The 20,517-nt window shown below is 70.7% G+C and carries 24 protein-coding genes; 7 read left to right on the top strand and 17 right to left on the bottom strand.

Annotated features, from left to right (window positions below):
- Positions 1–119: 119 nt before the first annotated feature.
- Complete coding sequence (locus AB0D12_RS30190) at positions 120–764, bottom strand: transglycosylase family protein (RefSeq protein WP_362689586.1); 645 nt, start codon at positions 762–764, stop codon at positions 120–122.
- 100 nt (positions 765–864) lie between these two features.
- Positions 865–1,527, bottom strand: coding sequence for a transglycosylase family protein (locus tag AB0D12_RS30185; RefSeq protein WP_362689583.1), 663 nt, complete (start codon positions 1,525–1,527; stop codon positions 865–867).
- Between the two features lie 531 nt (positions 1,528–2,058).
- Here AB0D12_RS30185 and AB0D12_RS30180 point away from each other — a divergent pair.
- Positions 2,059–2,838, top strand: coding sequence for a hypothetical protein (locus AB0D12_RS30180; protein WP_327322685.1), 780 nt, complete (start codon positions 2,059–2,061; stop codon positions 2,836–2,838).
- Positions 2,839–2,998: 160 nt separating this feature from the next.
- Positions 2,999–3,340: a hypothetical protein gene (locus AB0D12_RS30175; RefSeq protein WP_362689579.1), complete on the top strand. Its 342-nt coding sequence runs from the start codon at positions 2,999–3,001 to the stop codon at positions 3,338–3,340.
- Positions 3,341–3,419: 79 nt separating this feature from the next.
- Here the strand turns inward: AB0D12_RS30175 and der are convergent, their stop codons facing one another.
- From der to aroH, 5 genes are all read right to left on the bottom strand, one after another.
- Positions 3,420–4,880, bottom strand: a complete 1,461-nt coding sequence (gene der, locus AB0D12_RS30170; RefSeq protein ID WP_362689576.1) for a ribosome biogenesis GTPase Der — start codon at positions 4,878–4,880, stop codon at positions 3,420–3,422.
- Positions 4,881–4,950: 70 nt separating this feature from the next.
- Positions 4,951–5,538 (bottom strand): lysophospholipid acyltransferase family protein, encoded by a 588-nt coding sequence (locus AB0D12_RS30165; protein WP_362689820.1) that lies wholly within the window; start codon positions 5,536–5,538, stop codon positions 4,951–4,953.
- A gap of 53 nt (positions 5,539–5,591) precedes the next feature.
- Complete coding sequence (gene cmk, locus AB0D12_RS30160; protein WP_362689573.1) at positions 5,592–6,275, bottom strand: (d)CMP kinase; 684 nt, start codon at positions 6,273–6,275, stop codon at positions 5,592–5,594.
- Between the two features lie 137 nt (positions 6,276–6,412).
- Positions 6,413–7,498, bottom strand: coding sequence for a prephenate dehydrogenase (locus AB0D12_RS30155; protein ID WP_362689570.1), 1,086 nt, complete (start codon positions 7,496–7,498; stop codon positions 6,413–6,415).
- Complete coding sequence (aroH, locus tag AB0D12_RS30150) at positions 7,495–7,857, bottom strand: chorismate mutase (protein ID WP_326648975.1); 363 nt, start codon at positions 7,855–7,857, stop codon at positions 7,495–7,497. The genes AB0D12_RS30155 and aroH overlap by 4 nt, the downstream gene beginning before the upstream one ends.
- A 222-nt stretch (positions 7,858–8,079) precedes the next feature.
- Between aroH and AB0D12_RS30145 the strand changes: the two genes are divergently transcribed.
- The 5 genes from AB0D12_RS30145 to AB0D12_RS30125 all read left to right on the top strand — a co-directional run bounded on the left by AB0D12_RS30145 (position 8,080) and on the right by AB0D12_RS30125 (position 11,067).
- Complete coding sequence (locus tag AB0D12_RS30145; protein ID WP_362689567.1) at positions 8,080–8,412, top strand: DUF952 domain-containing protein; 333 nt, start codon at positions 8,080–8,082, stop codon at positions 8,410–8,412.
- A gap of 82 nt (positions 8,413–8,494) precedes the next feature.
- A complete protein-coding gene (locus tag AB0D12_RS30140; protein WP_362689564.1) occupies positions 8,495–9,160 on the top strand; it encodes a hypothetical protein in 666 nt (221 codons plus the stop codon).
- 8 nt (positions 9,161–9,168) lie between these two features.
- Positions 9,169–9,774 carry a DUF6529 family protein gene (locus AB0D12_RS30135; protein WP_362689561.1) on the top strand — a complete coding sequence of 202 codons (606 nt, stop codon included), beginning with the start codon at positions 9,169–9,171 and terminating at the stop codon, positions 9,772–9,774.
- Positions 9,775–9,788: 14 nt separating this feature from the next.
- Positions 9,789–10,244, top strand: a complete 456-nt coding sequence (locus AB0D12_RS30130; protein ID WP_362689558.1) for a Rieske (2Fe-2S) protein — start codon at positions 9,789–9,791, stop codon at positions 10,242–10,244.
- 73 nt (positions 10,245–10,317) lie between these two features.
- The gene (locus tag AB0D12_RS30125) at positions 10,318–11,067 is read left to right on the top strand and encodes a nucleotidyltransferase domain-containing protein (RefSeq protein WP_362689555.1); all 750 of its coding nucleotides are present in this window, start codon (positions 10,318–10,320) and stop codon (positions 11,065–11,067) included.
- On the opposite strand, the gene AB0D12_RS30120 is transcribed toward AB0D12_RS30125, so the two are convergent.
- From AB0D12_RS30120 to AB0D12_RS30075, 10 genes are all read right to left on the bottom strand, one after another.
- Positions 10,999–11,751, bottom strand: a complete 753-nt coding sequence (locus tag AB0D12_RS30120) for a nucleotidyltransferase domain-containing protein (protein WP_362689552.1) — start codon at positions 11,749–11,751, stop codon at positions 10,999–11,001. The two genes, AB0D12_RS30125 and AB0D12_RS30120, sit on opposite strands and share 69 nt — an antisense overlap.
- Before the next feature lie 3 nt (positions 11,752–11,754).
- Positions 11,755–12,786 carry an ADP-ribosylglycohydrolase family protein gene (locus AB0D12_RS30115; RefSeq protein WP_362689549.1) on the bottom strand — a complete coding sequence of 344 codons (1,032 nt, stop codon included), beginning with the start codon at positions 12,784–12,786 and terminating at the stop codon, positions 11,755–11,757.
- Positions 12,783–13,505 (bottom strand): NUDIX domain-containing protein, encoded by a 723-nt coding sequence (locus tag AB0D12_RS30110; RefSeq protein WP_362689546.1) that lies wholly within the window; start codon positions 13,503–13,505, stop codon positions 12,783–12,785. Before AB0D12_RS30110 ends, AB0D12_RS30115 begins: the two co-directional genes overlap by 4 nt.
- A complete protein-coding gene (locus AB0D12_RS30105; protein ID WP_362689543.1) occupies positions 13,502–14,581 on the bottom strand; it encodes an AAA family ATPase in 1,080 nt (359 codons plus the stop codon). The genes AB0D12_RS30110 and AB0D12_RS30105 overlap by 4 nt, the downstream gene beginning before the upstream one ends.
- The gene (gene pnuC, locus AB0D12_RS30100) at positions 14,578–15,231 is read right to left on the bottom strand and encodes a nicotinamide riboside transporter PnuC (RefSeq protein WP_362689540.1); all 654 of its coding nucleotides are present in this window, start codon (positions 15,229–15,231) and stop codon (positions 14,578–14,580) included. Before pnuC ends, AB0D12_RS30105 begins: the two co-directional genes overlap by 4 nt.
- A 126-nt stretch (positions 15,232–15,357) precedes the next feature.
- Positions 15,358–16,521 (bottom strand): pseudouridine synthase, encoded by a 1,164-nt coding sequence (locus AB0D12_RS30095; RefSeq protein ID WP_362689537.1) that lies wholly within the window; start codon positions 16,519–16,521, stop codon positions 15,358–15,360.
- The gene (gene scpB, locus AB0D12_RS30090; protein ID WP_362689817.1) at positions 16,521–17,087 is read right to left on the bottom strand and encodes an SMC-Scp complex subunit ScpB; all 567 of its coding nucleotides are present in this window, start codon (positions 17,085–17,087) and stop codon (positions 16,521–16,523) included. Before scpB ends, AB0D12_RS30095 begins: the two co-directional genes overlap by 1 nt.
- A gap of 32 nt (positions 17,088–17,119) precedes the next feature.
- Positions 17,120–18,115 (bottom strand): segregation/condensation protein A, encoded by a 996-nt coding sequence (locus AB0D12_RS30085; RefSeq protein WP_362689814.1) that lies wholly within the window; start codon positions 18,113–18,115, stop codon positions 17,120–17,122.
- 579 nt (positions 18,116–18,694) lie between these two features.
- The gene (locus AB0D12_RS30080) at positions 18,695–19,240 is read right to left on the bottom strand and encodes a hypothetical protein (RefSeq protein ID WP_362689534.1); all 546 of its coding nucleotides are present in this window, start codon (positions 19,238–19,240) and stop codon (positions 18,695–18,697) included.
- A gap of 41 nt (positions 19,241–19,281) precedes the next feature.
- Positions 19,282–20,436: a ParA family protein gene (locus AB0D12_RS30075; protein WP_362689531.1), complete on the bottom strand. Its 1,155-nt coding sequence runs from the start codon at positions 20,434–20,436 to the stop codon at positions 19,282–19,284.
- Between the last annotated feature and the right edge of the window lie 81 nt (positions 20,437–20,517).

Here is a 20,517-nt window from a genome sequence, read left to right as displayed (position 1 = left end):
CAGACAGGTGCGGCGGCCCTGGGAGGCTCGGCCAGTACCGAGATGGTTCGAGGTCGGCGGCGACCGCACGGAAATTCGGAAGGGCGAAGTCGGTCTGTTCGCTGACGACGCGGTAGCCCTCAGCCTTCAGGCTCTGCGGGATGAGACGGGCGGAGAGCCCGCCGAGCTGCCGATGCCGGAATGACCAGCATCGTGTCTGCCTCGAGCCGGTCCGGAGAGCTCCCGATCAGCTTCTTGTTGGCCGTGTAGAGGGCCTGCCAGCCACCCTTGATCCGGTAGCGCGTGGCGATCGCGAAGAGGGTGTCACCCGGCTCGACCGTATGGACCCGGCCGCTGAGCCCGTACTTCCTGGAGCAGGCGGGCCAGGCGCTCCAGCCCTGCATACGCAGCACCTCCTGCGCCACCTCGATCTGCTCGTCACGGGTGGCGAGGTCGGCGCGCGGCGCGTACACGAGTCCGCCGTACTTCACCCAGGTGGACTGCCAGAACTGCAGCCCGCCGTAGTAGCCGTTGCCTGTGTTGATGTGCCAGTTTCCGCCGCCCTCGCACTCGGCGAGGCAGCTCCAGGGCCAGCCACTGGCGGCACAGTCGGGCGGCCCGGCGTCTGCGCCGACACCGGGGCTGCCGGGGGCGGGGCTGCCGATACCGGGACTGCCGGGGGCGGGCGGCGGTGGAAGGCGGGGCGCGGCGTACGCACCGCGCAACGGGACGAGCGACAGCAGCAGGGCCACCAGCGCCGCGGGCCAAAAGCTGATCTTCGGCATCGGGTCACGCTAGGCAGCACGGCACGGCGAGAGCAGGTGCCGCGCGCGACGGCAGGCAGCCCCACCCGGTCGGACCCGGGCGGGGCTGCCGAAGGACGCCTCAGAGAGCGAGCTTCTGCCCGGGCACGATGAGGTTCGGATCACCGCCGATGACGGTCTTGTTGGCGGTGTACAGGACGCGCCAGTCCGCGCCGTGCGCGGCGGCGATCCCGCTCAGGGTGTCGCCGCGGCGGACGGTGTAGTCGCCGCCGCGGGCGCTGCCGCGGCCGGTGTGGTTCGATGCCCGCTCCGGCGCCTTTGCCGGAGCCTCGGCCTGGACATTGGCCTCGGTCCTGACCTTGGCCTTGGTCTTGGCGTTGGTGTGGGCCTTGGGAGCGGCGGCCTCGGATGCCGCCGGTGCAGTGCCGTACGCGCCGGCCCGCGCCGCGCAGGTGGGCCATGCGCCCCAGCCCTGCGCCCGCTGGACCTGCGCGGCGACGGCGATCTGCTGCCCCTTGCTCGCCTTGTCGGCGGTGGACGCGTACGCCCCGCCACCGTAGGCGCGCCAGGTGCCGGCGGAGAACTGCAGCCCGCCGTAGTAGCCGTTGCCTGTGTTGATGTGCCAGTTTCCGCCGCTCTCGCACGATGCGATGCGGTCCCATACTCCGTTGTCCGCCGCCCGGGCCTCGCCCGTGGAGGCGAGCAGTGCCAGCGGTGCCACCAGTGCGGCACCTACGAGCGCTGCTGTGTCACGCCTGCGTATGGAACGGGAACTCGTGAACATCAAATCCCTCTCGAAGGACCCGGGGTCCCTCGCGGCGGTGCGGACTTCGGCGCATCCGGCACCCCTGTCCGCTCCGCCTCACCCGCCTGAGGTGGTCGTGCTGTGCTGCTTCTGTGCCGTACTGGCTGTACGGCCCGGCGGGTTGTCCCGGGCGGTGCTCTCTGCACACGGCGGAGGAATCTAGAGAGGTCAACCCTCTGGTATCAACCAATCCCTCGTCATTCCAGGCCAGTTGCCTGTTACTCGCAGTACCGACAATTTCCGGCCACCCACTTGATTCGCTGATTTCATGATTTGTCGACCTGCCGGTGAACTGATCTGTGACTCGGTTCACCGCGCCAACTTCCATGCACCCAGCAGCTGTTGACATGGAGTAACCAATTCCGGCCGTCACATCACCGCTTGCGTTGGACGGTGCGATTCCGTTCCTTCTCGCGCGTGACTCCGGCCACAGATCACCCGTTGAGCTCATGACGAGCCGGGAACCGCCCGGCGCACGTGTCAAGTCCGCTCAAGTTCGAGGAGCCACCCGTGCCGCGCATGCTCGACGTCAGCGAGGACGTACGCGCCGAGATCGGCGACGAAGAGGCCGACCGGCTGCTCGCCGGCAGGAACAGCCCGGGCAGCTACGACTGCACCTCCTGCCGCACCCCGGGCGACTCCGAGCAGGAACGCACCAGCACGGTGCTGTTCGTCGGCGACGAGACCGCCGTTCTCGCCTTCGCCCACGCCTCCTGCATCCCCTCACAGGTCGTCCAGGTCGCCGAGGACCAACTGCTGGGCGCGGTACGGTCCATCACCGGCGAGGAGCAGCAGATCCCCGGCGCCGGTCCCAAACAGGCCGTCCTCGGCATCACCAGCGGACTGGTACTGATCGAGGGCGAACTGCACCCGGCCCTGGTCGTCGAACCGACCGCGCCCATCGCCCGCCCCGGCACGACCGGCAGCGGCGGCGACGACTTCCTCCCGCTCCTCATCGAACAGGGCTTCCTGCCGATCGCCGACGTGAACCAGCGGCCCAATCAGCTGCCCGGCTGGTCCGTCCTGGTCGCCATGGGCCAGCTGCACGCCGTGCTCCAGCCCGGCACCGGCGGCGGCAGCCCGGTCGCCTGGTGGCAGGCCCATCAGCCGCTGCAGGTCACGGACGGCTGGCGCGCGGCCGCCAACAAGTCGCACACGGTCCTGGTCTTCGCCGCGCCGGTGGGCTCCATCGGCCAGCAGCCCCGCGAGGACCTGCTGCGTGCGGCGCTGGAGAAGGCGGCGGCCGGCGGCCGGCTGGTCGCCGCGGCCATGCCGCTCGCGGGCACCTGAGCGGGCACCTGAGCAGGCACCTGAGGAACGACTGACGGAGCGCGCGACATACGCCGGGGGTACGGAGACGTACACCCGGCGGACGTCTTTGTACCGTCCCCCGGAAGAATCCGGCTCCGCCGAGACCGCATCTGTCCGACGGCAAGGTCGTTGCAGGTACGTGCACTCATACGACCCCTCCCGCCAGCCGTACCAGAGCCAGATCCCCTCCATGCGCCCCGCGAGCGACGGACCGGCAGGCCACTCGCCCACGCCGATCTACGACGCGCTGTACTCCGAGTACCGCAGGGCGTTCCGGGCCTTTCCGGGCGACCGGAGCGGTGAGGAGGATCTCGACTTCAGGGCCTTCGGCACAGGGCCGCACAGCAGCCACGGCGGCCCCTCAGGTCATCCGGGCCATACGGTCCACCCCGGGACCTGGCAGTCGTATCCCGGGATCCGTCCGCACAGCGGTATGCACAAGCCGGCGGCGCTGCCACCGGCACCCCGCAGAGGTCTGTGACCGCGAGAGACCATCGCGAGGGACCATATGGCGCTGCCCCGGACCGTTCGCCGGTCCGGGGCAGCGCCACATCGTTACGTCACTTCTTGCGGCCGCGCTTCTCGCGCACCCGAACCGAGATGTGGATCGGGGTGCCCTCGAAGCCGAACTCCTCACGCAGCCGGCGCTCGACGAAGCGCCGGTAGCCGTGCTCCAGGAAGCCGGAGGCGAAGAGCACGAATCGCGGCGGCTTGGTGCCGGCCTGCGTGCCGAAGAGGATGCGGGGCTGCTTGCCACCGCGGATGGGGTGCGGGTGCGAGGCGACGATCTCGCCGAGGAAGGCGTTGAGCCGACCGGTGGGTACCCGGGTCTCCCAGCCCGCCAGCGCCGTCTCGATCGCCGGGACCAGCTTCTCCATGTGGCGGCCGGTACGGGCGGAGACATTGACCCGCGGCGCCCAGGCGATCTGCCCGAGCTCGGTCTCGATCTCGCGCTCGAGGTAGTAGCGGCGCTCCTCGTCGAGGTTGTCCCACTTGTTGAACGCGACGACCATCGCGCGGCCCGCCTCGACGGCCATGGTGATGATCCGCTGGTCCTGGACGCTGATGGACTCGGTCGCGTCGATCAGTACGACCGCGACCTCCGCCTTCTCCACGGCGGCGGCGGTACGCAGCGAGGCGTAGTAGTCCGCGCCCTCCTGGAGGTGGACGCGGCGGCGGATGCCCGCCGTGTCGACGAACTTCCAGGTGATACCGCCGAGTTCGATCAGCTCGTCGACCGGGTCACGGGTGGTGCCGGCGATCTCGTTGACGACGACCCGGTCCTCGTTGGCCACCTTGTTCAGCAGCGAGGACTTGCCGACGTTCGGGCGGCCGATCAGGGCGATACGGCGCGGGCCGCCGACGGCGTTGCCGAAGGTCTGGGCCGGGGCCTCGGGCAGCGCCTCCAGGACGGCGTCGAGCATGTCGCCCGTGCCACGGCCGTGCAGCGAGGAGACGGGGTGCGGCTGGCCGAGACCGAGCGACCACAGGGCGGTCGCGTCCGCCTCGCCGCTCGGCCCGTCGACCTTGTTGGCGCAGAGCACGACGGGCTTGCCGGCCCGGCGCAGCAGCTTGACGACGGCCTCGTCGGTGTCGGTGGCGCCGACCGTGGAGTCCACGACGAAGACGACCGCGTCGGCGGCCTCGATCGCGTACTCGGCCTGGGCGGCTACGGAGGCGTCGATGCCGAGGACGTCCTGCTCCCAGCCCCCGGTGTCGACGACCTTGAAGCGGCGGCCCGCCCACTCGGCCTCGTAGGTGACGCGGTCGCGGGTGACGCCGGGCTTGTCCTCGACGACGGCCTCGCGACGGCCGATGATGCGGTTCACCAAGGTCGACTTGCCGACATTGGGGCGGCCGACGACGGCGAGGACGGGCAGCGGGCCGTGACCGGCCTCGCCGATCGCGTTCTCGACGTCGTCGACGTCGAAGCCCTCTTCCGCGGCGAGCTCCATGAACTCCGCGTACTCGGCGTCGCCAAGCTCCCCGTGCTCGTCGCCGGAGTGGATCTGGTCGTTCATGAAGTCCGTACCTCGTTACGTTGCATCATCGATGGCCCCGCGATCGCGCGGTCCACTACTCAAGTCTTACCTAGCGCCCGGTGAGACGCTTGGCGTTTTCCAGGTGGGCGGTCAGCCGCTCCTGGATCCGTACGGTGGCGTCGTCCAGCGCCTTGCGGGTGCGCCGACCGCTGCCGTCGCCCGCTTCGAAGGCCTCGCCGAAGACGACGTCGACCTTGCTGCGCAGCGCGGGCAGCGCCTTTATCAACCGTCCGCGGCGCTCGGTGCTTCCCAGCACCGCCACCGGGACGATCGGCGCCCCGCTGCGCAGGGCGAAGTAGGCGAGCCCGGCGCGGAGCGAGGCGAAGTCGCCTTCGCCCCTGGTGCCCTCGGGGAAGATACCGAGGACTCCGCCGTTCTCCAGCACGCTCAGCGCGTTGGTGATGGCGGTGCGGTCGGCGGTCGTACGGTCCACTTTGAGCTGACCGATTCCGAGCAGGAAGGGGTCGAGGGGACCGACGAACGCCTCCTTCTTGATCAGGAAGTGCACGGGACGGGGGGCGGTGCCCATCAGCATCGGCCCGTCGATGTTGTGCGAGTGGTTCACCGCGAGGATCACCGGTCCGGCCGCCGGAACCCGCCAGGCGCCCAGCACCCGCGGCTTCCACAGCCCGTACATCAGCCCGATGCCGATACCCCGGCCGACCGCCGCGCCCCTCTCGGACGGTGCGGTCACCGGGCGGCCCGCTTCTCCTCGACGAGGGTGACGACGCACTCGACGACCTGCTGCAGGGTCAGGTCGGTGGTGTCCACCTCGACCGCGTCGTCCGCCTTGGCGAGCGGCGAGGTCTTACGGCTGGAGTCGGCCGCGTCCCGCTTGATCAGGGCTTCCCTGGTGGCCGCGACATCGGAGCCCTTCAGCTCGCCGGACCGGCGGGCGGCGCGGGCCTCCGGCGAAGCGGTCAGGAAGATCTTCAGTTGCGCGTCGGGCAGGACCGTGGTGCCGATGTCGCGTCCCTCGACGACGATGCCCTTCTCGGCGGCCGCGGCGATGGAACGCTGCAGCTCGGTGATCCGGGCCCGCACCTCGGGGACGGCGCTGACGGCGCTCACCTTGGAGGTGACGTCCTGGGTGCGGATCGGCCCGGCGGCGTCCACGCCGTCGACGGTGATGCCCGGGGCGGCGGGGTCGGTGCCGGAGACGATGGCGGGCTTGGCGGCGGCGGTGGCGACCGCGGCGGCGTCCTGCACATCGACGCCGTTGCTGATCATCCACCAGGTGATCGCCCGGTACTGCGCACCGGTGTCCAGGTAGCTCAGCCCCAGAGCGGCGGCGACGGCCTTGGAGGTGCTCGACTTGCCCGTGCCGGAGGGGCCATCGATGGCGACGATCACGGATTCCACGGTGTCGGACACCTTCCTGGTACGCGGGGTGGGCCGGCGGAAATGCCAAGGGACCCTGCACAAGGTTACCGAGTACTCAGCACCGTCCTGACACACGGATGGCGGAGCCGTAGGCAGCACCCGTGCGCCGGCCGGTGCCAGGTCGACCACTACTGCCGGATCGACCAGCCCCTCTCCCGCAGGGATGCCGTGAGGACCGTCGCCGCTGTCGGCTCCACCATCAATTGCACCAGGCCCGCCTGCTGGCCCGTCGCATGCTCGATACGGACGTCCTCGATGTTCACGCCCGCGCGGCCGGCGTCCGCGAAGATACGGGCCAGCTCCCCCGGCTGGTCGCTGATCAGGACCGCCACGATCTCGTACGACGTCGGGGCCTGGCCGTGCTTGCCGGGGACCCGGACCCGGCCCGCGTTGCCGCGGCGCAGGACGTCCTCGATGCCCTCCGCGCCGCCCTGGCGCTTGGACTGGTCCGAGGACTGCAGGGCCCGCAGCGCCTGGACCGTCTCGTCCAGGTCCGCCGCGACCCCGGCCAGTACATCGGCCACCGGGCCCGGGTTCGCCGAGAGGATCTCGACCCACATCCGGGGGTCGGAGGCCGCGATCCGTGTGACGTCGCGGATGCCCTGGCCACAGAGCCGTACTGCCGTGTCGTCCGCCTCCTCAAGACGCGCCGCGACCATCGAGGAGATCAGCTGGGGGGTGTGGGAGACCAGGGCGACCGCCCGGTCGTGCGCGTCGGCGTCCATGACCACCGGGACGGCACGGCAGAGCGCCACCAGCTCGAGGGCGAGGTTGAGGACCTCGGTGTCCGTGTCGCGCGTGGGCGTGAGCACCCATGGGCGGCCCTCGAACAGGTCCGCCGTGCCCGCGAGCGGACCCGAGCGCTCCTTGCCCGCCATGGGATGCGTACCGATGTAGCCGCTCAGGTCGAGGCCGAGCGCCTCCAGCTCGCGGCGCGGCCCGCCCTTCACACTCGCCACGTCGAGGTAGCCGCGGGCGATCCCGTTGCGCATCGCTTCGGCGAGCGCGGTGGCGACATGTGCCGGCGGTACGGCGACGATCGCCAGGTCGACCCGTCCCTCCGGTGGCTGGTCCGTCCCGGCGCCGAGTGCGGCAGCGGTGCGGGCCCGCTCCGGGTCGTGGTCGGCGAGGTGGACGGCGACTCCGCGGCCCGCCAGAGCGAGGGCCGCGGACGTGCCGATCAGGCCGGTTCCGATGACGACGGCGGTTCTCACTGGGCGATGTCCTTGCGGAGGGCGGCCGCGGCACCGAGGTACACATGCGCGATCTCTGACTTGGGCAGCTCGGACTCCACGTGCGCGAGTATCCGTACGACGCGCGGCATGGCTCCGACGATGTCCAGCTCCTGCGCGCAGATCAGCGGTACGTCGACGATGCCGAGCTTGCGCGCGGCGGCTGCCGGGAAGTCGCTGTGCAAATCGGGTGTGGCCGTGAACCAGACGCTGATGAGATCGTCCGCGCCGAGTCCGTTCCGCTCCAGGATGGCGGTGAGCAGCTCGCTGACCTGCTCGTCCATGTGTCCGGCCTCGTCCCGTTCCAGCTGGACGGCTCCACGGACCGCTCGTACCGCCACGTTGTGCTCCTTAATGTGCGAGTGCTCCATTCAGCGTAGTCAGGTGCCGGGACACACGGCCGCGGCGACCGCCCTCCGAGACGTCCGGAGAGGGCGGCGGCCGCGGGCAGGCGCGTACCTCCGCAGGTCCGTACGTCGGACCCGCTGTTGCCTGATGAAAAACGGACCACACCGCCACTTGGGCGAACCGGCGCTCGACGGCCCTGCGCTACAACTGACGGCATGCTCTTTCATGTCGTACCCGTGGACGAGTGGACGGCGGACGTGGACCGTCCGTACGCCCCGGCCTCGCTGACCACCGACGGCTTTGTGCACTGCTCGCCCGACGGGCCGGCCGCACTCGCCATCGCCAACGGCCCGTTCCGCGACCTTCCTGACCTGCTGGTGCTTCTCATCGACGAGACCGCGCTCGGTGCCGAGGTCCGCTGGGAGGGTTCCGAGGACATGCTCTTCCCGCATGTGTACGGGCCGATCGAGCGGGCGGCCGTCACCGGAGTGCTCGCGGTGCGCCGGGACACGGACGGCCACGCGCGGGAGCTCACGCCCTGGGCGTGAAGCGGCGTACGACTGGACGCGGCGCTGCGGGTGCAGTTGCATGGTGGTCTGCGCATGCCCTGCCCACCGGGGAAGGCCGCCCATGAAGCCCTCAGGACCTCTGTTCACACTGCTGGCCGGGCTGTTGCTGGGCATTTTCATGCTCTCGCTCAACGCCACGACGGGGACGAAGGCCAAGTCCTCGTACGACGGGGTCACAGCGACACCGACGCCGACCGTACCCGCATCCACACCCGCCACGAGCACGACGCCGCCCGCGGCCCCCTCCCCCACGCCGACCCCGGCGCCCGACTCCGCCTACGCGGGCCGTACGGCCGACGACACCGCCGCCGTCTCCGTATCCGTACGCGGCGGAAAAGCGATCGCGTACTTCTGTGACGGCAGGAGCCAGGAGTCCTGGCTGAAGGGCGATGTCGAGGACGATGGCAGCATGCGGCTGACCGGCGGGAACGGCGCCCGCCTCGACGGCGTTCTGCGCGCCGGGAAGATCGACGGTACGGTCGAAATCCGGGACCGGACCTGGCAGTTCTCCGCCGCCAAGGCGGTCAGGCCGTCCGGCCTGTACCGCGCCACCGCCGAGGTGCGCGGCGCGAAGATCGACGGCGGCTGGATCGTCCTGCCGGACGGCCGCCAGGTCGGCATCCTCAACCGCGAAGGCAAGCCCGCCGCCGCGCCCCGGATCGACCCCGCATCCGGCGCCGTCGTGGTGGACGGCACCCGGCTCACCGCCCGCCCCGTCGTCCCCTGAGGTGCGTCATGAGTTTCGGTCCCCCCGTCGACCCCAACGCCCGCACCGCCTCGTTCCCCGCCAGCCCGAACAACCACGCGGGCCCGGGGGCCGCACGCTTCCTCGTCCCCGCTCTCGTCGCCGCCGCGGTCGCGGTCGGCCTCGGGGCGTACGGAAAGGTGCACGATCCGGCGGGCACGGCCTTCAACCTCGCCGGCTTCAGCAGCACCGCGGCGGTGAAGTCCTGGCTGGGCACGGCGGCCCTCGCCTTCGCCGTCGTCCAGGTCGGCTCGGCGTTCGCGATGTACGGCAGGCTGCCGGGTGTACGCGCCGCCTCCTGGACCCCCACACTGCACCGCTGGTCGGGCCGGATCGCCTTTCTGCTCGCCGTGCCCGTTGCCGTCCACTGCCTGTACGGACTGGGCTATCAGACGTACAGCGCGCGCGTTATGTGGCACTCGCTGCTGGGTTGCTTCTTCTTCGGCGTTTTCAGCGCCAAGATGCTCCTGCTGCGAGCGGAACGGCTGCCTGGCTGGCTGCTGCCGGTCGTCGGCGGAGCCGCCTTCACGGCGCTCACGGTGATCTGGCTGACCTCGGCGCTGTGGTTCTTCCGCACGATCGGGGTCACGACATAGGGAGACAGACGGCCATGGAGACTCCGCGACGTACGGTGCTGGCGGTGGGCGCGGCGGGCGCCGCCGCGCTGGTGACCGGCTGCAGCAAATACGGCGACGAGGGCGGCGGTTCCACCTCCGAGCAGCCGACGCCCGCAGCGCCGAAGACCGGCGAGCCGTCGAACAGCCCGGCACCTGCGGCCGGCGAGGAGCTCGCCAAGACCTCCGTCATCCCGGTCGGCGGCGGAAAGATCTTCGGCGACCGGAAGGTCGTCGTGACGCAGCCGACGTCGGGCGATTTCAAGGCCTTCTCGGCCATCTGCACCCATCAGGGCTGCACGGTCAACAAGGTCGCGGACGGCACCATCGACTGCCCCTGCCACGGCAGCAAGTTCAGCATCGAGAACGCCTCCGTCGTCGACGGCCCCGCGCCCAGGCCGCTGCCGCCGAAGCAGATCACCGTTTCCGGGGACACCATCATGCTGACCTAGCTGTACTGCCCGGGGACGTTGGTCAACCTGGTGATCGGTGGTACACCCAGCCCGCTCACGTACCCTCTCGCGCATGCCTCCCGAACCGGCCCCCGCAGCACTCGTACGCGACCGCACGATCTACTCCTGCGTGATGGGGTCGCGTGCCTTCGGGCTGGCCACGGACGGCAGCGACACCGACCGCCGCGGGATCTTCCTCGCCCCGGCCCCGCTCTACTGGCGCTTCGACAAGCCCCCGACCCACATCGAGGGACCGGCCGACGAGCAGTTCTCCTGGGAGCTGGAACGCTTCCTGGAGCTCGCACTGCGCGCCAACCCGAACGTCCTCGAGTGCCTGCACTCCCCGCTCGTCGAGCACATCGACGACACCGGCCGTGAATTGCTCGCCCTGCGCGGGGCTTTCCTCTCCCGCGCCGCCCACCAGACCTTCGTGCGCTACGCGGACGGCCAGCGCAAGAAGCTGGCGGCGGACGTCCGCCGGCACGGCGCCCCGCGCTGGAAGCACGCCATGCATCTGCTGCGTCTTCTTGGCAGCTGCCGTGATCTGCTGCGTACGGGCGAGCTGGTGATCGACGTCGGCGCCGACCGGGAGCGGCTGCTCGAGGTCAAGCGGGGCGAGGTGCCGTGGCCGCGGGTCGAGGCGTGGATGACACGCCTCGCCGATGAGGCCGACGCCGCGGCGCCGGGCTCCCCGCTGCCGCCCGAGCCGGACCGGGCCCGGGTCGAGGACTTCCTGTTCCGTACGCGCAGGACCTCAGCTCTCCAGGCGTACGCGGACGACGAAGTCGCGCAGGGCTTCGTAGGCGGTGGGCTCGTCGGGTAGCCGCGAGGCCAGCCGCGCCTCGTCGAGTACGGCGTGCAGCGCGTCCACATCGGCTCGCGCGTCTGCCAGGCCGGCTCCCGACGCCGGACCGTGTTCGGCGTCCGCCTTGGCCGCGATCAGGCCGGGCAGATAGCCCGGGGCGTCGACCTCCCCGAGCAGCGTGGGCAGATGCGCCTGCACCTCGCCGCTGCGCATCAGATGAATACCGGTGAGCAGCGCTCGGAAGGTGTAGAGCAGCGGTTTGAGCTCGCCGGTCTTCTCGAAGAGCCGCCACTGGGTGTTCGCGAACCCCCGGTAGTGGTGGGCGTGGTGGCTGGTGAGCACGCCCGGGGCGAGCTCCGCCAGCTCCGTATGGGCGTCCGATGTGTGCACCACCAGCGGCGACAGCAGCTGTTCCAGTACGTATCCGTTGCGCCGCAGCATCAGCCGTACGAACTTCCGTACGTCGTGCGTGACCAGATCCATCTCGACACCGTCCCGGTCCCACATCCGGGACCGGGTCTCCTCCGGCTCCTTCAGCCCCAGCAGCTCCGCCACGGGCAGCAGATGGATCCCGCGCAGGTCCACGTCCGAATCCCGGGACGGGAATCCGTACAGATGCGCCCCGGAGACGGTGGCGAACAGGAGCGGGTCGGGCTGTTCGGCGACGGCGGGGCCGAGTTCCATGTCCAGCGGATCAGTCATGGATCAAGCGTCCCAGAGGGCTGCCAGCGACATCAGATCGCTGCGGTACTCGATCCGCTCGGACCACTCCTTGGGCCAGGCGCCGGCTCCCAGGTGCGCCCCGGCGAACGCGCCGGCGAGGCAGGCGATCGAGTCCGAGTCGCCTCGGGTGCAGGCGGCCCTGCGCAGAACCGTCACCGGCTCCTCGGGGAACATCAGGAAGCAGAGCAGGGCGGTGGCGAGCGCCTCCTCGGCGATCCAGCCGTCGCCCGTCGCCAGGCAGGGGTCGACCTCCGGCTGCGGGTCGCGCAGCGCGGTGGCGAGCCGTTCCAGGACCTGCAGGCACTCGTCCCAGCCGCGTGCGATGAACGCCTCGGGCGTCGGGTCGTGCGAGTAGGTCCACAGATTGCCCAGCCAGTGGTGGTAGTAGCGGCTGCGGTTCTCGTACGCGTACGAGCGCAGCTGCCCGACCAGCCCCATCGGCTCCGCGCCCTGCGCCAGCAGGAACACGGCGCGGGCCGTGAGGTCGCTCGCCGCCAGCGCGGTGGGGTGGCCGTGGGTGAGCGCTGCCTGCAACTGCGCGGCGCCCGCCCGCTGTTCCTCGCTCAGCCCCGGTACGAGTCCGACCGGCGCGACCCGCATATTGGCGCCGCAGCCCTTGGAGCCGATCTGGCTGGCCTCCTGCCAGGGCAGGTCGCTGTCGAGCTTCTGGCAGGCGACCAGGCAGGTGCGACCGGGGGCGCGGTTGTTCTCCGGGGAGTGGTACCAGTCGACGAACTCCTCGCGCACCGGCCGGGTCAGCCGGGAGGCGATGAGCAGTCCGCTGTCCATCGCGGTGCGTATGCCGCGCGCCAGGGCGAGCGTCATCTGGGTGTCGTCCGTGACGATCGCGGGCTTGGGGAGGTTCATCCCGCGCCACGGCCCGAATTTCGTGAGGATCTGCGGCACATCGTTGAACTCGGTCGGGAAGCCGAGAGCGTCCCCGAGCGCGAGCCCGATCAACGAGCCGGTGGCCGCCTGTTTGGTGATGGTCCTCGTGGTCTTCATGGTGGTCATGCGTGCCGTCCTTCCGGTCGCAGGAGTGGAGGATGCAGGGCGGAGGCGGCACCCGCCCGGTACAGCGCGGCCGGTTTCCCGCGGCCGCCGGTACGGCGTGGCGGACCCTCGACTGCCTCGACGAAGCCGGGCGTGGTGAGGACCTTGCGCCGGAAGTTGGGCCGGTCGAGTTCGACGCCCCAGACGGTCTCGTAGACCTGCTGGAGCTCCCCGAGAGTGAACTCGGCCGGGCAGAAGGTGGTGGCGAGGCAGGTGTACTCGAGCTTGGCGCCGATCCGGTGGTGCGCGTCGGCGAGGATCAGGTCGTGGTCGAAGGCGAGCCGGCCGACGGAGTCGAGGGGCGTCCACTGAGCGCGAGCCGCGTCGCCGCCGCCGCGTGGCTCCGGCAGATCCGGTACGAGCGCGGTGTACGCGACGGAGACGACGCGCATCCGGGGATCGCGGTCAGGATCGCTGTAGGTCCGCAGCTGCTCCAGGTGGAGGCCGGCGACGGTGTCCCGGGACAGGCTGGTCTCCTCGGCGAGTTCACGGCGCGCGGCGAGACCGGCGGACTCCTTGGGCCGTACGAAGCCGCCGGGCAGCGCCCAGGCGCCCTTGTACGGGTCCTCGCCGCGCTCGACGAGCAGGACATGCAGCCGGCCGTCGCGGACGGTGAAAACGGCGAGGTCGACGGTGACCGCGAAGGGCGGGAAGGCGCCCGCGTCGTAGCCCTTCATCATCGTTTCTCCGGGAGGGGGCCGGCGAGGTCCCAGCCCTCGTCGAGGAGCGCGTCCACAGCGGTGACGGCGGTGGCGAGCCGCTGCTCGTGCGGGCCGGTCAGCGCGACGGTCCGGCGTCCGGTGCGGGCCAGTTGTGCGGCGAAGCGGGCGGTCATCCAGGGCCGCAGATGCTCTCCGTCGCGCAGGCCGTCGTCCTCGAAGCCGACGCCGCGGTGGTCGGTGAGCAGCCACAGATGCTGCTGTCCGCGCGCGGCGATCCGCGCCACCTCCTCGTTCGGGCCGCCCATATAGCGCTCGTGCCAGATCGTGGTGGCGAAGGCGTCGGTGTCGCAGAACAGCACCGGCGATCCCGCTCGGGCGGCCTCGTCCTCCAGTTCCGTCTGCCGCCGGGCGATCAGCGGGAACTCCTCCGAGGTGAACTCGACCTCCTCCCAGCCCGCAGCCGGCCGCCCGGTGCGCAGCTCGGCGAGCTTGTGCTCGCTGAACTCCCGTCCGTACTCCGGCACATAGCGGGTCTGCGTCCAGACGCCGCCGCGGTGTCGGTAGTGCTCGGCGAGCGCCCACGCCATCGTCGTGGTGCCCGTGGACTCGGCGCCGAGCACGACCACTCGCCGGGCGAGCGCCGCGCGCACGGGCGGTTCCAGGAAGTCCCAGCAGCCGACGGGGTCCTTGCGGACGGCCGTGCCGGAGACCGGGAAGACGGTGCGGTCGGGGTCGACGCACACGGACTCGGCGCCGAAGCGCCGCCCGAGCTCCTGGCCGTACGGCTCCGAGGTGAAGACGGCGTCGACCGGCTCGGGGACGGCGGCGCGGAAGACGGCCATGTGCGCCTCCCAGATGCCGGTGTCGTTCAGGTCGACGTGGATGTCGTCGACGGCGCCCACGACCCGTACGTCCGGGTGCACCTCGCGCATCCAGCGCACCCGGTCGGCGAGCGGAATCGACTCCACCGAGGCGGCGCAGACCAGGACGGTCAGCCGCTCGCAGCGGTCGGCCGCGGTCCGTACGAGATGGTGGTGTCCGGCGTGCGGCGGATAGAACTTCCCGAGCACCAGGCCGTGCCGGTAGGTCTTCATGCGGTCGCCTCCGCCAACTCCTGTTGCTCCGCGGCCAGATCGCGCGACCAGCTGCGCAGTCCGATGACGCACAGCGTCATGAATCCGACATACAGCAGGGCGGTGAGGTAGAGCTCCTTGTACGCGTAGAGCGGGACGTAGACCACGTCGGCCGCGATCCACAGCCACCAGGACTCGAGGCGCTTTCGGCACTGCCCGTACGTCGCCATCAGCGACAGGGCGGTGGTGAGCGCGTCCCAGAACGGGACGTTCGAGTCGGTGGCGCGGTCGAGGAGGAGCGTGAGCCCGAAAGTCCCCACCACCCCCGCCGCGAGCAGCCAGGTCCACTCGGTGCGCGTGGTGCGCCGCACCGGTAGCCCGTCGGGACCTGGTCCACCCCCGTGGGTCCAGGTCCACCAGCCGTACACGGCGAGGGTGATGAAGACGACTTGCAGGCCTGCGTCGGCGTACAGGCGGGCCTGGGTGAAGAGAACGATGAAGAAGAGGTTGTTGGCAATGCCGATCGGCCAGTTGGCGATGTGCTGGCGGGCGACGAGCCAGACGCAGAGCGCACCACTGCCGAAGCCGAGGACCTCGGTCCAGCTCACCGGGGTGTCGAGAACGGTGAACAGCGGCTGCTGCAGGGGGTCGAGGATGTCCGCGAGACTCACGCCCGCCTCCTTAATAGTCATGTTGACTATAAAGGTGAACCAGCCGTCCCACAAGACCGTTCACACAAGATGCGAGAAGCCCGCGGTCAGAGGTGACCGCGGGCTTCGCCCAGTGAACGGGGGTCTCTACAGGCCGACTTCCTTCATCAGCATGCCGACCTCGGTGTTGGTCATCCGGCGCAACCAGCCGGACTTCTGGTCGCCGAGGGCGATCGGGCCGAAGCTGACCCGCACGAGCTTGTCGACCGGGAAGCCGGCCTCGGCGAGCATGCGACGGACGATGTGCTTCCGGCCCTCGTGGAGGGTGACCTCCACCAGGTAGTTCTTGCCGGTGTTCTCGACGACGCGGAAGTGGTCGGCGCGGGCGTAGCCGTCCTCCAGCTGGATGCCGTCCTTGAGCCGCTTGCCCAGGTCACGCGGGAGCGGTCCCTGGATCGCGGCGAGGTAGGTCTTCTTCACGCCGTACTTGGGGTGGGTCAGGCGGTGCGCGAGCTCACCGTGGTTGGTGAGCAGGATGATGCCTTCCGTCTCCGTGTCGAGACGTCCGACATGGAAGAGCCGGGTCTCGCGGTTGGTGACGTAGTCGCCCAGGCACTGCCGACCGTCCGGGTCCTCCATGGAGGAGACGACACCGGCGGGCTTGTTGAGCGCGAAGAAGAGGTACGACTGCGTGGCGACCGTCAGGCCGTCCACCTTGATCTCGTCATTCTGCGGGTCGACGCGCCTGCCCTGCTCAAGGACGATCTCGCCGTTGACCTCGACACGGGCCTGCTCGATCAGTTCCTCGCACGCGCGGCGGGAACCCATACCGGCCCGGGCGAGGATCTTCTGCAGGCGCTCGCCCTCCTGCTCGGCCCCCGGGAACGTCTTGGGCGTCTTGACCTGCGGCTTGTCGGCGTACCGGTCGCGGTTCCGCTGCTCGATCTTGGCGTCGAGCTCACGGGGACGGGATTCGCGCTGGCCGTGCGGGCCGCGACGCGGGGCGCCGGCCCTGCCGCCGCCCTGCGGGGTCTTCGGGCCGCCCTTGGCGCCGCCGCGGGCGGACGCGCCGCGGCCGCCCGACTTGCCGCCCTCGGAACCCTGGCTGCCGCCGACGTCGTAGCGGCGCTCCTCGGGCCGGGGGCGGCGGGGGCGCTGCTCCTGCTTGTCGTCGCGCCCCTTGTCGTCGCGCCCCCTGCCGCCGGCGCCCCGGGAGTCCCGGTTCCCGCCGGCGCCCCGGGAGTCCCGGTTCCCGCCGGCGCCCCGGGAGTCCCGGTTGCCGCTTCCGCTGTTCCTGCCGCTGCTTCGCATCAAAATTCCGTCTTGTCGTCTGCGTCGGTGTCCGGTGCGTCCGGATCGAACGACGGCACACCCTCTTGCGTCTCGGCCTCGATCGCTTCCGCCTCGGGGAGGAAGGGCGCGAGCTCCGGGAGCTCGTCCAGGCCTCGCAGGCCCATCCGCTCCAGAAAGTAGTTCGTCGTCCTGTACAGGATCGCACCTGTTTCAGGTTCCGCGCCCGCCTCCTGGACCAGACCGCGCTGGAGGAGGGTGCGCATGACGCCGTCGCAGTTCACTCCGCGTACGGCGGAGACGCGTGACCGGCTGACCGGCTGCCGGTACGCGACGACTGCGAGGGTCTCCAGGGCGGCCTGGGTGAGCCGCGCCTGCTGCCCGTCGAGAACGAAGCGCTCGACGGCGTCGGCGTACTCCGCCCGCGTATAGAACCGCCAGCCGCCCGCGACGAGCCGCAGTTCGAAGCCGCGGCCCTGGACGGTGTACTCGTCCGCGAGCTCCCGCAGCGCATCGGCGACCGCCCTGCGCGGCTGCTCCAGCACCTTGGCGAGGTGCTCCTCGGTGGCCGGCTCGTCGACGACCATGAGAACGGCTTCGAGCGCGGGCTTGAGATCACTCACGCGTTCCCCTCCTGCTCCTGGTTCTCGCGAACCTCTTGATCGAATTCATCGGTGACCAGGGGCTGCTCCACGCCCTCGCCGCCGGTCCAGCGCACCAACAGCTCGCCGAGGGCGTCTTCCTGGTCCAGGATGACGGCCTTCTCGCGATAGAGCTCCAGCAGCGCGAGGAAGCGGGCGACGACGGTGAGGGTGTCGGGTGCGTCGGCGGCGAGCTCCCTGAAGCTGACCTCCCCGGCCTCCCGCAGCCGCGCGACGACCACCTCGGCCTGTTCGCGCACGGACACGAGGGGCGCGTGGATGTGGTCGATGTACACCTGCGGCTTGGGCCGGGGCTGCATCGCCTTCACCGCGAGCCTGGCGAAGCCTTCGGCGCCGATGCTGATGACGACCTCGGGCAGCAGCTCGGCGTGGTGGTCCTCGAGCCCGACGGTCCTTGGGTACCGCTTGCCTTCCGCATCCAGCCGCGCGCTGAAGATCTCGGCGATCTGCTTGTACGCGCGGTACTGCAGCAGCCTCGCGAAGAGCAGATCGCGCGCCTCGAGCAGCGCGAGGTCGGCCTCGTCCTCCACCTCGGCGGCGGGCAGCAGCCGCGCGGCCTTGAGATCGAGCAGCGTGGAGGCGACGACGAGGAACTCGGTGGTCTGGTCGAGATCCCAGTCGGGACCCATGGCCCGGATATGCACCATGAACTCATCGGTGACCTTGGAGAGGGCGACCTCGGTCACATCGAGCTTGTGCTTGGAAATGAGCTGCAGGAGAAGGTCGAAGGGCCCTTCGAAGTTGGCGAGCCGTACTTTGAACCGCCCGTCGTCGGGGGTCTGAAGCGCGGCCGCGGGCTCCGCGGGCGGGGTCGCCGGAACCGCGGGCGGGGTCGCCGGAACCGCGGGCGCGGGGGCCTCCGGCGCGGCGGGCTCGGCCTCGGCCGCCACGGAGGAACCGGGCGGCTCCGCCACCGCGGTCCCGCCGGGACCATCGTCGTCGCCGTGAAACAGGCGATCAGGACCCGGGGCCTCGCCCTCTCCCGGCTCCGAAACCGTCCCGGGCACGAACACCGCCTCCGGCCCGCCGAAACGACCGTCGTCGCCGTGAAACAGGCGACCAGGGCCCGGGGCCTCGCCCCCTCCCGCGGCAGCAGCCACCCCGGCCTCCGGCGGGGCAAGCTCTGGCCCGCTCACCACCGCGGTGGCCTCCGCCCGAGCGGGCAGCTCCGGCTCCGCCTCCACGGGCGGGCCCGCAGGGCCCTCCGGCGCGCCATTGTCACCGCGCAGCGGGCGACCCGGTCCCGGGGCCTCGTCCGCACCCGCGGCGTAGCCGCCTGTCGAGGCATCGGGAAGGGGCGGGGTGGCGGAAACCTCCCCCGGCGCCACCACTGCGGGCTCCCCGTCCGCACCGCTCCGCTCCAGCCGCTCGTCCCCCGGCTCGGGGGCCGGTACGGCAGGCGGAGGCGACCCGCCGCGGTCCGTGCCAGGGCCGCGGCCCAGCGAGCGGCGGGGCGGGCGGGTGGAGTCGTCGGTCGGCGGCATCGCGGTCCAGGGGCAAAAGGAGCAGGCAGGGCAGCGCGCAGGCTACCGTCAGCGGCCGCGCAGACGTCGCACGAGAATGCTCGCGTCGCCGCGCTGCTCGAGATCCGCCAGCACCACCGCCACCGCTTCGCGGACGATCCGTCCACGGTCGACGGCCAGCCCGTGCTCACCGCGCAGCACCAGCCGCGCGTGCTCGAGGTCCATCAGTTCCTCGGCCGAGACGTAGACCGTGATCTTCTCGTCGTGCCGTTCACGGCCACTGGGCCGACGGTTCGCGCGCTGCCGGCGGCGCGTCTGTCCGGTCGGCGACACGGCGGCGGCTCCGGACGCGGCAGCGTCCTGCGGGAGGCGCCCCTTGGCACCGCCGGCCGACGCGGCCCGGTCGGCCTCCGCGCCCCGGCTGCGTCCTTCCGCGTGGCCGTCCGCGTCTGCCGCGGTGTGCTCCTCCGAGGAAGAGGCAGCCGCGGAGGACGAGGACGCAGAGGACGACGCCTCAGCCGCCCCCTCCCCGACCGGATCGCTCTCACCCGCCGGCGCCGGCACCCTCGCCTCGCCGTTCGCCTGCCGCCGCGGGGACGACGACTGAAGCCCCATGCCCCCGGTCGTACGGAACAGTTCGTCGGCCCCGGGCAGACTCACTCGGCGTGACACCGGGCGAGCACCTCCCTGGCGAGCTGACGGTACGCGGCGGCGCCGACGGAGTTCGATGCGTACGTGGTGATGGGCTCACCGGCGACCGTGGTCTCCGGGAAGCGCACGGTCCGGCCGATCACCGTGTGGTAGACGTGATCGTCGAAGGCCTCGACCACCCGCGCCAGCACCTCACGGCTGTGCACCGTACGGGAGTCGTACATCGTGGCGAGGATTCCGTCGAGCTCCAGGTCCGGGTTGAGCCGCTCCTGGACCTTCTCGATCGTCTCGGTCAGCAGCGCCACACCGCGCAGCGCGAAGAACTCGCACTCGAGCGGCACGATCACCTTGTGCGCGGCGGTCAGCGCGTTCACCGTGAGCAGGCCCAGCGAGGGCTGACAGTCGATCACGACGTAGTCGTAGTCGGACAGCAGCGGCTTCAGCGCACGCTGCAGCGTGGACTCGCGCGCGACCTCGCTCACCAACTGCACTTCCGCGGCCGAGAGATCGATATTGCTCGGCAGCAGATCCATGTTGGGCACGGCGGTCTTGAGCAGTACCTCGTCCGCCGACATGCCCCGCTCCATGAGCAGGTTGTAGACGGTGAGGTCGAGCTCCATCGGGTTGACGCCGAGACCGACCGACAGAGCTCCCTGCGGGTCGAAGTCGACGAGCAGCACACGCCGTCCGTACTCCGCGAGCGCGGCGCCCAGGTTGATGGTCGACGTCGTCTTGCCGACGCCGCCCTTCTGGTTGCACATCGCGATGATCGTCGCGGGACCGTGATCGGTCAGCGGGCCCGGGATCGGGAAGTACGGCAGGGGCCGCCCGGTGGGGCCGATCCGCTCGCGGCGCTGACGCGCGGCGTCAGGGGCGAGGGTGGCCGCATACTCGGGGTCGGGCTCGTACTCGGCATCGGGGTCGTAGAAGTGCCCTTCGGGGACTTCCTCGTAGGCGGCGAAGTGGGTGGACTCTCGGCCACTCTCGTTGCCGGCCATGGCGTTCACGTGTTGGCCGTCCATCATCTTCATCGTGTGGGCTGTCGTCGTGTGCGTCGTGTGCGTCGTGTGCTGTTGTGTCGCGAAGGTTCGGACAGCGACGGAGCCGACAGCCTCGAGCCCGGGCTGTTCCCTTGACGGGACCTGGCCCCGCGCAGGCATTCCCGGTTGACCACCCCCGGGAGTAAATGTCGACTCATTCACAAGTCGTCTTACCTCCTTGGACGTGACCAGGAAACTTAT

Source organism: Streptomyces sp. NPDC048479, from assembly GCF_040651435.1.
Taxonomy (GTDB): Bacteria; Actinomycetota; Actinomycetes; order Streptomycetales; family Streptomycetaceae; genus Streptomyces.
This window is presented reverse-complemented; position numbering and strand designations above follow the sequence as displayed.

What these genes read in the sequence shown, in the direction of transcription:
- AB0D12_RS30145 (WP_362689567.1), top strand. Translation starts at nt 8,080, where the DNA reads ATGCTCTTTCATGTCGTACCCGTGGACGAGTGGACGGCGGACGTGGAC.
- AB0D12_RS30135 (WP_362689561.1), top strand. Translation starts at nt 9,169, where the DNA reads ATGAGTTTCGGTCCCCCCGTCGACCCCAACGCCCGCACCGCCTCGTTC.
- AB0D12_RS30190 (WP_362689586.1), bottom strand. Translation starts at nt 764, where the DNA reads ATGCCGAAGATCAGCTTTTGGCCCGCGGCGCTGGTGGCCCTGCTGCTG.
- AB0D12_RS30125 (WP_362689555.1), top strand. Translation starts at nt 10,318, where the DNA reads ATGCCTCCCGAACCGGCCCCCGCAGCACTCGTACGCGACCGCACGATC.
- AB0D12_RS30165 (WP_362689820.1), bottom strand. Translation starts at nt 5,538, where the DNA reads ATGTACGGGCTGTGGAAGCCGCGGGTGCTGGGCGCCTGGCGGGTTCCG.
- AB0D12_RS30105 (WP_362689543.1), bottom strand. Translation starts at nt 14,581, where the DNA reads ATGAAGACCTACCGGCACGGCCTGGTGCTCGGGAAGTTCTATCCGCCG.
- scpB (WP_362689817.1), bottom strand. Translation starts at nt 17,087, where the DNA reads ATGGTCGTCGACGAGCCGGCCACCGAGGAGCACCTCGCCAAGGTGCTG.
- AB0D12_RS30140 (WP_362689564.1), top strand. Translation starts at nt 8,495, where the DNA reads ATGAAGCCCTCAGGACCTCTGTTCACACTGCTGGCCGGGCTGTTGCTG.
- AB0D12_RS30115 (WP_362689549.1), bottom strand. Translation starts at nt 12,786, where the DNA reads ATGACCACCATGAAGACCACGAGGACCATCACCAAACAGGCGGCCACC.
- AB0D12_RS30095 (WP_362689537.1), bottom strand. Translation starts at nt 16,521, where the DNA reads ATGCGAAGCAGCGGCAGGAACAGCGGAAGCGGCAACCGGGACTCCCGG.
- der (WP_362689576.1), bottom strand. Translation starts at nt 4,880, where the DNA reads ATGAACGACCAGATCCACTCCGGCGACGAGCACGGGGAGCTTGGCGAC.
- AB0D12_RS30185 (WP_362689583.1), bottom strand. Translation starts at nt 1,527, where the DNA reads ATGTTCACGAGTTCCCGTTCCATACGCAGGCGTGACACAGCAGCGCTC.
- AB0D12_RS30130 (WP_362689558.1), top strand. Translation starts at nt 9,789, where the DNA reads ATGGAGACTCCGCGACGTACGGTGCTGGCGGTGGGCGCGGCGGGCGCC.
- AB0D12_RS30080 (WP_362689534.1), bottom strand. Translation starts at nt 19,240, where the DNA reads ATGGGGCTTCAGTCGTCGTCCCCGCGGCGGCAGGCGAACGGCGAGGCG.
- AB0D12_RS30075 (WP_362689531.1), bottom strand. Translation starts at nt 20,436, where the DNA reads ATGCCTGCGCGGGGCCAGGTCCCGTCAAGGGAACAGCCCGGGCTCGAG.
- AB0D12_RS30110 (WP_362689546.1), bottom strand. Translation starts at nt 13,505, where the DNA reads ATGATGAAGGGCTACGACGCGGGCGCCTTCCCGCCCTTCGCGGTCACC.
- AB0D12_RS30120 (WP_362689552.1), bottom strand. Translation starts at nt 11,751, where the DNA reads ATGACTGATCCGCTGGACATGGAACTCGGCCCCGCCGTCGCCGAACAG.